Consider the following 13,443-nt stretch of genomic DNA (forward strand, 5'->3'; position numbering starts at 1 on the left):
ACGTCGTTACACATCGTTACACGCGTCCGGCATCCCGTCACATCGGGGATTCGGTCGGACGCGAGGGTCATCCGCATCGAGACCGGCCCATCACCGGGCCATGACGAAGCGAGGCGAGAGCAACATGGCTACAACCCCGATCTGGCACGTGGTGTCGGCCCTGGCCGTAGCCGGGACGTTGGCGGCCCACGGCGGGCCCGCGCACGCGGCGCCGCGGCACGCGCCTGCCGGGACGATCCGCTTCGACGACGGCGGCGAGAGCTACCGCGGCTACCGCATCTCGATGGCCCCGGACGTCCCGAACGCCGAGATCGGCCAGTTGCGGCAGGCAGCCGAGCACCAGGTCGACCTCGTGGAGGCGACGGGCCTGAGCGAAGGCACCAAGGCCTTCCTCCGGCGCTTCCCTATCGTCGTCAGGTCCGGGTCAGGCGAGGGCAGCCACTACAGCGGCGGCGACAGCGTGACCATCGCGGTGGACGACCCGAAGGACGACCGCCCGATCCTGCTGCACGAGTACATGCACGTCTACCATTTCCGGAAGCTGCCGGGGGGCCGGGGCAACCCGGACATCCTGACGTTCTACGGAAGGGCGAAGGACGGCGGCTTCTACCCGGCGGGTGCCTACGTCCTGAAGAACCAAGCCGAGTTCTTCGCGATGACGGCGAGCGTCTACCTACACGGTAGGCTGGCGCGCGAGCCCTTCACCCGGGACGAGCTCCGGCAGAAGCAGCCGGTCTACTACCAGTTCCTCGCCCGGCTTCTCGGCCCGGTCGGTGCCTGAGCCGGTACGACCGAGCATTCGCTCCGACCCGAATTCCAGACACGCGAAGGAACGCCCGATGACCGCCTGTACGATGGCAGCCTGCATCCTCATCCTGTGCACGGGACACGCGTTGGCGGACACACTGCCCCTGCGCCACGGCGCCTATGTCAGCGAGGGCACCGACTGCAAGGATCCGCCGAACGTCGCGCTGCGCACCTATGACGGCAGGGGGCTCGGGAGCTCGGTCGTCAACGACTGCCGGGGGCGGGTCCTGTCCCGACTGGGGAACGTCTTCCAGATCGAGCAGGACTGCCGGGAGTACGGCGGACCGAAGCTCGAACGCGGGATCGAGCGCTCGACCATCCGCGTCGATGGACCGAACCGCTACACGGACCTGACCGGTGGCAGCGGCGAGAGCTTCCGTTTCTGTCCCGGGCTCAAGCCCTGAACCGGGACGCCATGTCGACGGGCGGTCGCGAAAACCGGTGGCCCGACGCGGTCCGAATTCGCCGGACGCCCGGCCCTCGGCCGCATTCACGCCGGCCGATAGCGAAGCATCCATCCTGCCGCGGCAGACCTCCGCTAGCGCGCGTCGCCGGCGCGAGCGTCCCGAGCGGATGACCGAGCAAGCAAGCGTCCGGCGCCTCCTGCCGGCCATGTCGGCTTCGCGGTCGCCTTCCTCGACGAAGCGTTTCACTTCCGGGCCGAAGACCTGGGTGCCCGGCTCGTATGGACGGGCGAAATGGGCTGCGTGTTTCTCGCCCAAGTGACGGGTGCGCATGTGCGCATGGCATTCGTGTCGCTGGCGGGGCAGACGGTCGAGCTGTTGGGGTACCGGGATCTCGCCTGTCCGGGCGAACCGGCCAAGCGTACGACCCAGGTTTCGCGCATCCGGCGACTGTGGCCGACGACATCGACGCGCTTCTCGCGCGGCTTGCCGGCTACGGCTGGAAGGCACAAGGCGTCCCGCAGACGGTCGGGGGCGGTGCGCGTTCCGGCACGCGGTTGATCTTCGTCGTCGGACCGGACGGCGCGACTGTCGAGTTCATGCAGCCCCGACCACCGATGGCCACCTTTGATCCAACCTGTGAGGAGGTCGGTTCCCGAGCGAGGGTGGCTTCCGGCAATGGGTGGGGTCCGGCCGCGTCCACGAAATCCCTCACCCTGCCATACGTCTGTACGGGTCGCTGAGAATAGCTGCTCGGGGTGATCTGCTGCCGCGTCCGCTTCCGCGCGACCTGCGATGGAAGCGGACGTTTCAGGGTTCGGGTCAGGCCGCCGCCCAGGCGACCGCATCAGCGCCAGCCGGCAGGCGCATCGGGCAAGCCGGGTCGGTCGCCGCGCGCCAGACCGCCTCGGCCACGTCCGAGGCCCGGGTCAGCTCTTCCGTCGTCTGCTGGAAGCTCGCGAAGACCCTCCCTGCCAGACCGGCATAGGCCTGAGGCACATCCATACCCATCCGGGTGCGAGCGTTGGTCCCGAACGAAGTCTCCGGCGAACGGCCGGGAATGACGAGATGGGCGCGCACGCCGAACGGCGCGAGTTCGTGGGCGAGGGACTCCGTAAAGGCGTTCACCGCCGCCTTGCTCGTGGTATAGACCGCCAGCAGCGGCAGCGGCCGCAGGGTCACGCTCGATCATCGGCATCCAGGTCGCCGACATCGAGGCCGCCCGGGCCTTCTACACCGACGCCGTCGGGCTGAAGGCCGCCGCGCATAGCCCACCCGGCGCCGTCGTGTTCGATACCAAGCAGATCCCGTTCGCCGTCCGGACGCCCGTGATCGACCTAGGGGACACGGACGACCTCGGCCGGGGCATCGCCATCTGGTTCGGCTGCGACGACGCCGACGCCCTGCACGACCAACTCGCCAGGCAGGGCACGACAATCGTCTTCCCGCCCAAGGACGGTCCGTTCGGTCGTTACTTCGCGTTCCGTGATCCGTTCGGCTACAAGATCACGCCGCACACCGTGGCGCGGCCGTAGCCGTTCGAGCGTCCGCCCTTCGCGGCGACGCAGGACCGTCGGTGCGAAGGGCCCGCGGTTCCAGCCCGGGTGCGGGCAACCACCGTCTGGGTCCGAGCCTGGCGTCGGCCCCCTGCCTAGGCAGGGTGGCTTCCCAAGCCTCGCCGATGAACGGACATGAAGCGGAGCCGTCTTGCGCGCGACGCGTCCTCGGAGGGCCGGACCCCGCCGCCCTCAAGCGTTGCGGGCCGCGATGCCGGCGACGACATCCTCGACGATGCCCTGCAACTCCGTCGACGCGACGCCGTCCCGCGCCTGGATCGAGATGCCCTGCATCACCGCGGCCAGGTACCTCGCCATCCGCTGCGCCTCGTCGTCCGGGGCGAACGGGGACAGGGCCTGCGCGATGCGCCCGCGCAAGGCCTCCCGCCGCGCGGCCGCATCGCGCGCCAGTTCGGCATGGTCCGGATGACAGGCGACCAGGCCGCTTGAGATCATGCAGCCGCGCTCGTCCTCCCTCCGCGTGACGGCGGCCACGGCCCCTTCGAGCAGCGTCCTCACGGCATCCGGCAAAGACGGAGCGGACCCGATGGCCGCGAGGTCGAGGCCGCCGTGCGTTTCTTCGCAGCGCGCCAACGCCTGCAGATAGAGGCCCGCCTTGTTGCCGAAGGCCGAGTACAGGCTCGGCGGCGCCACGCCGATTGCCTTCGTCAGGTCGCCGACCGAGACACCCTCGTATCCATGGCGCCAGAACAGCCGCATCGCGGTCTCGACCGCCGCGTCCCTGTCGAAGCTCCAGGGCCGGCCGCCCCGCGGTCTCAGGTCGCGTTCCATAGCGACTACTAAACTACGCTTGACAGGTCGGGTCAAGCGCGGTTGATTAGTGATCGTTAGTCAAAGGAGCGATCCGATGGATCTCACGCGTCGCCACCTCGTGAGCGCGGCCACCGTCGGCGGCGTGGGAATGATGCAGTCGAGGTCAGCGACCGCCCGGCCGGACACGTCGAGCGGCGCGGGAGCGTCCACCGCCGCTGCAGAGGCGGGCGACACGTTCTCTGCCCGCTCGTCGGACGGCACCGTGCTGACGGGCGAGTCAAAGGGTGATCCCGGTGCGCCGGAGATCCTGTTCATCCACGGGCTGCGTCAGAGCCGGCTCAATTGGGACAAGCAGTTCCACGACCCGGCCCTCGCAGGTTTTCGCCTTGTTCGCTTCGACCTGCGCGGGCACGGCGACTCCGACAAGCCGACCGCCCTGGAGGCCTACTCGGACGCCGACCGCTGGGCGGACGATGTCGCGGCCGTGATAGGCGCGGCCAAGTTGCGCCGACCCGTCCTCGTCGGGTGGTCGCTCGGCGGCTATGTGGCCGGGGCGTATCTGCGCAAGCACGGCGGTTCGCGCATCGCCGGGATCAACCTCGTCGATGCCGTGACCAAGCTGTCGCCCGACCTGCTCACCCCGCTCGCGGGCGACTTCACCGCTAGCGCGACCTCGCACGACCTCGCGACGCGCGTCGCCGCGACGGCGGATTTCATCGCCGCCTGCTTCCACCGGCCGCCGGCCGGCGTCGAGCTCCAGCGGATGCTTGTCGTCAACGGCATGACGGCACGTGCCGCGAACGAGGGCTTCGTGCGGACCTCGACCACGGACCTCGGGCCGGCCTTCGCGGCCTACGAAGGTCCGATCCTTCTGACGCATGGAGCCCACGACAGGCTTGTGCGCCAGGCGATGGCCGAGCATATCCGCTCCCTCAAGCCGCGGAGCCGCCTTTCCGTCTACGCCGAGAGCGGACACAGCCCGTTCCACGAGGAGCCCGCGCGGTTCGGTCGCGAACTGGCGGCGTTCGTGGGCGAGGCTAATAGGAGCTGACGCGTGACCATGCCGCGTGAGCCCGACGCCATCCCCCCTTCACCCGGCCCGGCATTCTTCCCGGGTTTTCGAACGCTGGACGCGGAGGCGGGTGGCGTCCGCTTCGGCGGAGTGCTCGGCGGCTCCGGACCGCCGCTCCTCCTGCTGCATGGCTACCCGCAGACGCACGTGGCTTGGCGGAAGGTGGCGCCGGTGCTGGCGCGCCGTCACACCGTGGTCGTCGCGGACCTGCCGGGGTACGGCACGAGCCTGCAGCACGCGACCTCCCCGCGCTGGACCAAGCGACGGGTTGCGGCGGCGCTGGTCGATCTGATGCGGTCGCTGGGCCACGACCGCTTCGCCCTGGCCGGGCACGACCGCGGGGCGCGGGCCGGATACCGGCTTGTCCTCGATCATCCCGGTGTCGTGACGCGGTTCGCCTCGCTGGCGGTCGTGCCGACCCGAGATGCGTTGGCCGCGGTCGACCATCGGTTCGCACGGAAAAGCTTCCACTGGTTCCTGCTGGCTCAGGAGGCGGATCTGCCCGAGCGGATGCTGGCCGCGGCTCCGGACGCCTTCATCGATCATGCCTTCGCCGTGATGGGCGCGGACGGGGACGAGGTGATCGAGCCCCCCGCCCGGGAGGCCTACCGGGCGGCGTTCCGCGACCCGGCGGTCCGACATGCGATGTGCGAGGATTACCGTGCTGCCTTGAACGAGGATGCGGCCCACGATGACGCCGATCATGCGGCGGGGCGCAAGCTGGACTGCCCCGTCCTGGTGCTCTGGCCATGCGTCGACGGGAGCGGGGGGCGCCCGCGGGATGCCTGGGCCGCCTGGGCCGACGACGTCACCGCCGTCACGACGACGGGCGGCCACCTCCAGCCGGAGGACCGACCGGACGAGGTGGCCTCGGCCCTGGTCGCGTTCATGGCCGGGAGTCCGGACACGGATGCCATCCCTCCTGCGCAAGACGTCCTTTGACGTCGTCCCACCCGCCAGGCGCGGGCGGACGCTGGCCCCTCACGCCGCACCGCGGGCGTAGTCCATCGCGTCGAGGTCGACGATGAGACCTCCGCCGTTCGGCTGCCAGCCGAGCCGGGACCGCGTCAGTGCGCTCGACGCCCTCATGTCGCCCCTGCGAACCCCGCCATCCATCCGAAATGCTCGGCGGCCGCCTCGGGTGCGGCGGAGACCGCCGGGACCCCCAAGGCCCCGGTCCGGCGACGGCACCCACGCAGACCCGTCGCGGTAGACACGCAGTCGATGTCGACGTTTGAACGCCCCGCAAGCGCCGACCGCATCGACGCGTTCCGCCCGTAACCTCGCACGGGCCCACTCCGCCTTTCCGGACGACGCCTCCCGGTGCGACTTGGCCATCCGGGCCGCGAACGGCCGCGTCAACCCCCGTCGCGTCTCTGTCGGTGACGAGCATCCCGGCGGGTTGACCTTCGCCATCTTTCGTAGCATCAATTGCTACATGAAACGAGACAGTCGCCTCTCCGGGATCCTGCACGTGCTGCTTCACATGGCAGAGGAGCCCGGACCGCTCACCTCCGAGGCGCTCGCCACCGCCATGCAGACCAATCCGGCGGTGGTGCGCCGGACCATGGCCGGGCTGCGCGAGGCGGGCTTCGTCCGGTCCGGGCGCGGGCACGGCGGCGGCTGGACCATCGCGCGCGACCTGGCCGAGATCACCCTTCTCGACATCCATGTCGCGCTCGGTTCACCCGACCTGTTCGCCATCGGCAACCGCACCGAGGCGCCCGGCTGCCTCGTCGAGCAAGCCGTGAACGCGGCCTTGGACGACGGCTTTCGAGAAGCTGAGAGGGTGCTGCTCGAGCGCTTCGGCAGCGTCACCCTCGCCGCGCTCAGCGCCGACTTCCACGCCCGCCTCGCCGCGCGCGGCGGCACCCTGACCCTGGAGCAAGCCCATGCCGTTTGACGTGATCGTCGTGGGAGGCAGCTTCGCCGGCTTGGCGGCGGCCATCTACATCGCCCGCGGGCGACGCTCGGTCTGCGTGGTCGACGCAGGCAGCCCGCGCAACCGCTTCGCGGCGGCCTCCCATGGCTTCCTCGGCCAGGACGGCAGCGACCCGCGGACGATGCTGGCGCAGGCACGAGGCCAACTCGCCGCCTACCCGCAGGCGACCATCGTGGAGGGGCAGGCGGTCGATATCCGCGCCGGGCGGGACTTCACAGTCACTCTCTCAAGCGGCCAGACCCTGGATGCGGCCCGCCTCGTCCTCGCCTACGGCATCACGGATGTGCTTCCTGAGATCCAGGGCTTGGCGGAGCGATGGGGCAAGAGCGTCCTTCACTGTCCCTACTGCCACGGCTACGAGTTCGCAGACGGCAAGCTCGGCGTATTGGCCGTGTCCCCCCTGTCCGCGCATCAGGCGTTGCTGATCGCGGAATGGGGACCGACCACGCTCTACCTGAACGGCGGGGACATGCCTGACGAGGCGACGTGCGCCCGGCTCGCACGCCGCGGTGTCGGGATCGAACCCGCCCCCGTGGCCGCCCTCCTCGGCGAGGGCGGGACGCTGACGGGTTTGCGCCTCGCTGACGGGCGCATGGCAGCCATCGACGCTCTTTACCTCGCCCCGCGGACGCGTATGAACAGCCCGCTGGCGGAACGGCTCGGCTGCGCACTCGACGAAGGACCGGTCGGTCCGGTCATCCGCACCGACGCCGCCAAGCTGACGACGGTCGCAGGGGTGTACGCGGCCGGCGATATTGCCCGAGCACCCCACAGCGTGAGTTGGGCCGTGGCGGACGGGGTCACGGCGGGCATCTCGGTCCACCAATCCCTCGCGTTCCAGGACTTGGCCGCCTGACGGCGTGAGACCGACAATGCTTCCGGACCGGTGAACCGGCGACGGGCCCTCGCCCGTCTGCCCGGACCGCAAGCATCGAGCACGGAATCGGCAAGGGGCCGCCCGCGGTCGAACAGGTCCCTGTCCAGGAGCATGCTGCTCCAGTGTGCTCGTGGGAGCGCGCGACCGGCTTGCCGACCGGGCGATGGATCAGGTCCGCTGCCATCGCGGACCATGGGGGTGAAGCGGGAGCGCAACCTCTGTCGGGCGAGGCCACGAGCCCGTGACGCAGCGTTCAGCCAGCCGGAATGCCGCGTGCGGCCGGAGCATTGGCCTGGCCGGCCTTCGTCCCCGTGACCTTACGCCCCGAGAAGGCTCGGGCGATCAGCACGTAGAACAGCGGGGTAACGAACACCGCCAGCACCGTCGCGGTGACCATGCCGCCGAGCACGCCGGTGCCGATGGCCCGCTGGCTGTTCATGCTGGCCCCCGTCGCGACGGCGAGCGGCACCACGCCGAGGATGAAGGCGAACGAGGTCATGACGATGGGCCGGAAGCGCAGCTCGCACGCCTCCAGCGCCGCCTCGTGCAGGGATCGGCCCTGCGCAGCGAGGTCCTTGGCCACCTCGATGATCAGGATGGCGTTCTTGCGGTGAGCCCGATCACCGTGATCAGGCCGACCTTGAAGTAGACGTCGTTGGGCATGTCACGCAGCAGCATGGCGAAGACGGCGCCAACCACGCCGGTCGGCACCACCAGCAGCACGGCGAGGGGTATCGACCAGCTCTCGTAGAGCGCGGCGAGGCAGAGGAAGACGCAGAACAGCGCCAGCGCGAGCAGATAGATCGCCTGGGAGCCCGAGAGCTGCTCCTGCAGCGACTGCCCGGTCCAGGCGAAGTCGAAGCCCGTCGGCAATTGCCCGGCGAGGCGCTCCATCTCCGCCATCGCGTCGCCGCTGGCGTAGCCCAGCGCGGCGCTGCCGGAGATCTTGATGCTCGGATAGCCGTTGAAGCCGACGACCTGCGACGGGCCCATCGCCCACGAGACCCGGGCGAAAGATTGCAGCGGGACCATCTGGCCCTTGGCGTTACGGACGTTGAGATCGAGCAAGTCCTCGGCCTTCATCCGCCGGGGCGCCTCGGCCTGGACGATGACCCGCTGCATCCGCGCCTGGTTCGGGAAGTCGTCGACATAGGCCGAGCCGAGGCTGGTCGAGAGCGCGTCGTTGATGTCGGCGAAGGTGACGCCGAGCGCGTTCGCCTTCTTCCGGTCGAGGACGAGCTCGATCTGCGGCGCGGTCGGCAGCCCCTCGACGTAGACGCCGGCGAGGACCGGGCTCTGGCTCGCCGCCTTGAGGAGCTGGTCGCGCGCGGCCGCCAGCGCCGCATGGCCCTGCTGGCCCTTGTCCAGGAGGCGGAAGGCGAAGCCGCTGGAGTTGCCGAGGGAGTCGATGGCCGGCGGCGACAGCGACATGGCGATGGCGTCCGGCATTCCCCGAACGCGGCGTTGGCGCGGGCGGCGATGGCATCGGCGCCGTCGCTCGGTCCGCGCTCGCCCCAGGGCTTCAGCCCGACAAAGTTGAGCGCCGCGTTCTGGCCCTGGCCGGAGAAACCGAACCCGAGCAGCAGGGTCTGGCTATCGACACCGGGCTCGGGCGCGAAATGCTTCTCGATGCGCTTGACCACGTCGAGCGTGCGCTCGGTCGCCGATTCCGGCGGGTTCTGGGCATCGGCCATGAGGTAGCCCTGGTCCTCGACGGGCAGGAAGCTTCCCGGCATCCGCAGATAGCCCCAGCCGAGCGCGGTGACGAGCAGGGCGTAGACGAGGAGCGCCCGCACCGGCCGGCGCAGCAGGCCCGCGACGCCAGACCGGTAGGCCAGCGTGCCGGCGCGGAAGCGGCGGTTGAACCAGCCGAAGAACCCGCCCTTGGCGTGCCCGGCCTCGACGGGCTTCAGCAGGGTGGCGCAGAGGGCGGGCGTCAGGGACAGGGCCAGGAAGGCCGAGAAGGCGATGGAGGTCGCCATGCTCACCGCGAACTGGCGGTAGATCACCCCGACCGAGCCGGGGAAGAAGGCGAGCGGCACGAACACCGCGACCAGCACCGCGGTGATGCCGACGATGGCCCCGGTGATCTGGCCCATAGCCTTGGCGGTCGCCTCCTTCGGCGGTAGCCCCTCCTCCGCCATGATGCGCTCGACGTTCTCGACCACGACGATGGCGTCGTCGACGAGGATGCCGATGGCCAGCACTAGGCCGAACATCGTCAGCACGTTGATCGAGAAGCCGGCGAGCAGCAGCGCGCCGCAGGTGCCGAGCAGCGCCACCGGCACGACGATGGTCGGGATCAGGGTGTAGCGGACGTTCTGGAGGAACAGGAACATCACCGCGAAGACGAGCGCCATCGCCTCGGCGAGCGTCGTCAGCACCTTCCTGATCGAGACCTCGACGAAGGGCGTGGTGTCGTAGGGCACCGTGACGCTGACATTGGCCGGCAGCGTGCGCTGGAGCTGGGCGAGCTTCGCCTTCACTCCGCTCGCGGCGGCGAGCGCGTTGGCGCCGGGCGCGAGCTGGATGCCGATGCCGGCGGCGGGGCGACCGTCGAGGCGGGTCTGCATCCCGTAGGACTGGCTGCCGAGCTCGATCTCGGCGACGTCGCGCAGGCGCACCAGCGAGCCGTCCGGGTTCGCGCGCAGCACGATCTCACCGAACTCGGCGGCGGTGGTGAGTTGGCCTTTCACCAGCACGTTGGCGGCGATGCGCTGGCCTTCCACCGCGGGCTGCGCACCGACGATGCCGGAGGCGACCTGCGCGTTTTGCGCCCCCACGGCGGCGGTGACGTCGCCCGGCACCATGCCGAACCCGACGAGCTTGACCGGGTCGATTCAGATGCGCAGCGCCTTCTCGGACGAGAACAGGGTGGCGCGGCCGACGCCCGGCACGCGCCGCAACTCGACGAGCAGGCGCCGGGCGGCGAGGCCGCCGAGGTCGGTCTCGCTGAGGGAGCCGTCCCTGGACGAGACGGTGACGAACTGGAGGAAGCTGGTGCCGGCCTCCTCGACGGTGACGCCCTGCTGGGTCACCGCGCGGAAGGCGCGCCTCGATGCGCTTGATCCGGTTCTGGACCGCCATGGTGGCCTTCGACGAATCAGAGCCCGGCGCGAACGAGGCCGTGATCGACACCAACCCGGAGGTGTCGCTGGTGCTCTCGAAGTACATCAGCCCCGGTATGCCGTTGAGCTCCTCCTCGATGATGCGGGTGACGCCGTCGTAGAGCCGCTCCGGCGGGGCGCCCGGGTAGGTCGCGCTCACCTGGATCGTGACGGGGGCGACGTCCGGGTACTGCGAGACCGGCAGGTAGGCGATGGAGATCACCCCCACCATCATGACGAAGATGGAGATCACCCAGGCGAAGATCGGGCGCGCGATGAAGAAACGGCTCATGTCTTTCAGGTCGCGGCGCGGTCAGGGCTTCGCGGACGCGGCGGCCGTCCGGGCGCCGTGCCAGGGCGACGGGTTCACCGCCATGCCGGGCCGCAGCCTCTGGGAGCCCTCGACCACGATGGTCTCGCCGGCCTTGAGGCCGTCCTCGACGATCCAACCCGCATCCGTCAGGGCCCCCGCGCGGACGGGGCGCAGCGCCACGGTCCTGTCATCGCCGACGACGTAGACCTGCGCGACGCCGGCGCTGGAGCGCTGGATGGCTTGGGCTGGGACGACGACCGCTCCCGGCAGAGTGCCCTGCGCGACGCGGACGCGGATGTAGGTGCCCGGCAGCAAGGCGACCTCCGGGTTCGGGAACGTGGCCCGCAGGGAGACCTGGCCGGTACCGGGGTCGACGCTCACGTCGGTGAACAGCAGCCGCCCGGCATCCGCATGGAGCGAGCCGTCCGGCAGGACGAGGTGCATCTCCGTCACTTCCTTGCCCGAGGCCCTCTCGCCGAGCCGGCCGAGGTCGGCGGCGGGGGCGTTGAAGTCGGCGAAGATCGGGTCGACCTGCTGGATCAGCGCGAGCTTGGTCGCCTCGCCCTAGTGTCCTGCGTCTGAAGTTCGTGGCAAAGGCGTTGTCTCTGGCTCAGCTTCGAGTGCTCTCAGGCAGAAGCGTTTGACGCTGGCGAGGATGGCGTCGGCCGACTTCACCCACCGGAACGGTTTCGGATCGGCATTCGTGGCTTCGATGAAGGCGCGAATGTCGCGTTCAAGCTCGTCCACCGAGCAATGAACGCCTCGCCGGATCGCCCGCTCCGTCAGCAAGCCGAACCACCGCTCGACCTGGTTGATCCATGAAGCAGAGGTCGGCGTGAAGTGCACGTGATAGTGCGGGCGCCTAGCTAACCAATCGCGGATCAACTTAGTTTTGTGCGTCGCCGAGTTGTCGAGTACCAGATGCACGTCGAGGTCGGCCGGCACCGCCGCCTCGATCTCGTCCAGGAAGCGGCGGAACTCGCTGGCGCGGTGACGCGGATAGCACTGCCCGATCACGGTCCCGGCCTTCACGTCGAGAGCGGCAAACAAGCTGGTGGTGCCATGTCGGGCATAGTCGTGCGTGCGCCGCTCCACCTGTCCGGGCCGGAGCGGCAGCAGCGGCTGCGTGCGATCGAGCGCCTGGACCTGGGACTTCTCGTCGACGCAGAGAACCAGGGCACGGGCGGGCGGAGCCAGATAGAGCCCCACGATATCGCGCACCTTCTCGGCAAACAGCGGATCGGTGGAGAGCTTGAAGGTCTCGGACCGGTGCGGCTGCAGGCCGAACGCGCGCCAGACTCGGCCGACCGTCGCGCCCGACACCCCGCTGGCCTTGGCCATGCTGCGCTGGCTCCAGTGAGTGGCACCCTGGGGCCGCTCGCAGAGCGTGCGGTCGATCAAATCGGCGACCTGCTCGTCGCCAATCCGGCGCGGGGCTCCCGAGCGAGGTTCATCCAGCAGGCCATCCGTGCGTTCGCGGGCAAACCGTTCGCGCCACTTGCCGACCGTGTGCTTGCCGGTGCTCAGTTCTGCCGCGATGGTCGTATTGCTCCGTCCATCGGAGGCTAGAAGCACGATGCGGGCACGCAGGGCGAGCCCCTGGGCTGTCTTGCGGCGGCGGGCCCAGCTCTCAAGCTCAGCTCGTTCCTCGGCGCTCAGGTCAAGAGATGTGGGTAAACGGTAGGCCATCGGCGCCTCCCAGAAGACCCACACTTTGCCACGAACTTCAGACGCAGGACACTAGGTTACGGCAGCATTACGGGATGTCGGACGAGTGGACTGCACCCGACCACGGATGGTCTCCTCGCTACGTGGGCGCCACCCCGTCCGGCTTCAGGCTCTCATGACGATGAGGCAGGCAGGGGCTCGGCCGTTCAAGCGTCCGGCGGCAGATGGTGGGGGCGCCATCAAGGCGACTCGTTCCGCTGGCGCGACTTACCCTCGTCATGAGCTCCATCCTGCTGACGCAGGACGGCGGAGCTAGCCTCTCCGGGTATTGGGCCGCAGATGTGCCCGCACCTGCTGATGTCATGGCCGCCGCTGTGAGGTCCGCTTTTGCCGCCAAAGCGGACACCCGGACAGGCAGGGAGGGAGGTCCGAACGGGGTCACTGGCTGGAGATCAAGCGCGAGGTGCTCGACGGGCGCCTGCGCAGCTGGCCCGACAGCGTGCTGCCGGGGCTTGCGGCGCTCGGGGACATGGCCGCGCCGGCCAACCTCGTAGTGTTCGTCTTCGTCATGACCGGCATGGTCTACGCCACGCAACACGGCGTCAATCCGGCGATCCAGACACCGGTCGACGCCCTGTACTTCACGGTCACGTCGCTGACGACGACCGGGTACCGCGACATCACCCTCCCGGGGGCGAGCGGACGGCTGCTCTCGGTCTTCGTTATGATCCGCGGCGTGACGCTGTTCTTCCGCCTCGCCCAGGTGATGTTCCGCCCCTACAAGGTGCGCTTCCCCTGCGAGGCCTGCGGGCTGCAGCGCCACGAGCCCGACGCCGTGCACTGCAAGGCCTGCGGCCACCTGCTGAACATCCCGGACGAAGGTAATCATTGAGAAAGGTGCGGCCTGACCAGTCCCGACGTCG

The 13,443-nt window shown here is 69.5% G+C and carries 12 protein-coding genes and 2 pseudogenes; 9 read left to right on the top strand and 5 right to left on the bottom strand.

Annotated features, from left to right (window positions below):
* Positions 1-124: 124 nt before the first annotated feature.
* The 3 genes from F1D61_RS15985 to F1D61_RS35095 all read left to right on the top strand — a co-directional run bounded on the left by F1D61_RS15985 (position 125) and on the right by F1D61_RS35095 (position 1,954).
* Complete coding sequence (locus F1D61_RS15985) at positions 125-781, top strand: hypothetical protein (protein ID WP_203152708.1); 657 nt, start codon at positions 125-127, stop codon at positions 779-781.
* Between the two features lie 58 nt (positions 782-839).
* Positions 840-1,211: a hypothetical protein gene (locus tag F1D61_RS15990; protein WP_203152709.1), complete on the top strand. Its 372-nt coding sequence runs from the start codon at positions 840-842 to the stop codon at positions 1,209-1,211.
* Between the two features lie 281 nt (positions 1,212-1,492).
* Entirely contained in the window at positions 1,493-1,954 is a 462-nt protein-coding gene (locus F1D61_RS35095) for a VOC family protein (protein ID WP_348649355.1), read from the top strand.
* Between the two features lie 79 nt (positions 1,955-2,033).
* Here the strand turns inward: F1D61_RS35095 and F1D61_RS15995 are convergent.
* Positions 2,034-2,399 (bottom strand): annotated as a pseudogene (locus tag F1D61_RS15995) (SDR family NAD(P)-dependent oxidoreductase); the annotation flags it as partial.
* Between the two features lie 8 nt (positions 2,400-2,407).
* On the opposite strand from F1D61_RS15995, the gene F1D61_RS16000 reads away from it, so the two are divergent.
* Positions 2,408-2,746 carry a VOC family protein gene (locus F1D61_RS16000; protein WP_432443308.1) on the top strand — a complete coding sequence of 113 codons (339 nt, stop codon included), beginning with the start codon at positions 2,408-2,410 and terminating at the stop codon, positions 2,744-2,746.
* 213 nt (positions 2,747-2,959) lie between these two features.
* On the opposite strand, the gene F1D61_RS16005 is transcribed toward F1D61_RS16000, so the two are convergent.
* Positions 2,960-3,559, bottom strand: coding sequence for a TetR/AcrR family transcriptional regulator (locus F1D61_RS16005; protein WP_203152711.1), 600 nt, complete (start codon positions 3,557-3,559; stop codon positions 2,960-2,962).
* Positions 3,560-3,635: 76 nt separating this feature from the next.
* On the opposite strand from F1D61_RS16005, the gene F1D61_RS16010 reads away from it, so the two are divergent.
* From F1D61_RS16010 to F1D61_RS16025, 4 genes are all read left to right on the top strand, one after another.
* A complete protein-coding gene (locus F1D61_RS16010; protein WP_203152712.1) occupies positions 3,636-4,592 on the top strand; it encodes an alpha/beta fold hydrolase in 957 nt (318 codons plus the stop codon).
* Between the two features lie 9 nt (positions 4,593-4,601).
* On the top strand, positions 4,602-5,555 hold the full coding sequence (locus tag F1D61_RS16015) for an alpha/beta fold hydrolase (protein ID WP_203159108.1): 954 nt from the start codon (positions 4,602-4,604) through the stop codon (positions 5,553-5,555).
* A 496-nt stretch (positions 5,556-6,051) separates the two neighbouring features.
* A complete protein-coding gene (locus F1D61_RS16020) occupies positions 6,052-6,516 on the top strand; it encodes an RrF2 family transcriptional regulator (protein ID WP_203159109.1) in 465 nt (154 codons plus the stop codon).
* Positions 6,506-7,411 carry an NAD(P)/FAD-dependent oxidoreductase gene (locus F1D61_RS16025; RefSeq protein ID WP_203152713.1) on the top strand — a complete coding sequence of 302 codons (906 nt, stop codon included), beginning with the start codon at positions 6,506-6,508 and terminating at the stop codon, positions 7,409-7,411. The genes F1D61_RS16020 and F1D61_RS16025 overlap by 11 nt, the downstream gene beginning before the upstream one ends.
* A gap of 274 nt (positions 7,412-7,685) precedes the next feature.
* Here F1D61_RS16025 and F1D61_RS16030 read toward each other — a convergent pair.
* The 3 genes and pseudogenes from F1D61_RS16030 to F1D61_RS16040 all read right to left on the bottom strand — a co-directional run bounded on the left by F1D61_RS16030 (position 7,686) and on the right by F1D61_RS16040 (position 12,541).
* Positions 7,686-10,831, bottom strand: a pseudogene (locus F1D61_RS16030) (multidrug efflux RND transporter permease subunit).
* Positions 10,832-10,852: 21 nt separating this feature from the next.
* Positions 10,853-11,395 carry an efflux RND transporter periplasmic adaptor subunit gene (locus F1D61_RS16035; protein ID WP_348649463.1) on the bottom strand — a complete coding sequence of 181 codons (543 nt, stop codon included), beginning with the start codon at positions 11,393-11,395 and terminating at the stop codon, positions 10,853-10,855.
* Between the two features lie 21 nt (positions 11,396-11,416).
* Positions 11,417-12,541, bottom strand: a complete 1,125-nt coding sequence (locus F1D61_RS16040; RefSeq protein WP_203152714.1) for an IS630 family transposase — start codon at positions 12,539-12,541, stop codon at positions 11,417-11,419.
* A gap of 430 nt (positions 12,542-12,971) precedes the next feature.
* On the opposite strand from F1D61_RS16040, the gene F1D61_RS16045 reads away from it, so the two are divergent.
* A complete protein-coding gene (locus F1D61_RS16045) occupies positions 12,972-13,412 on the top strand; it encodes an ion channel (protein ID WP_432443309.1) in 441 nt (146 codons plus the stop codon).
* The last annotated feature ends 31 nt before the right edge of the window (positions 13,413-13,443 follow it).

Origin of the sequence: Methylobacterium aquaticum (genome assembly GCF_016804325.1) — a bacterium.
GTDB lineage: Bacteria > Pseudomonadota > Alphaproteobacteria > Rhizobiales > Beijerinckiaceae > Methylobacterium > Methylobacterium aquaticum_C.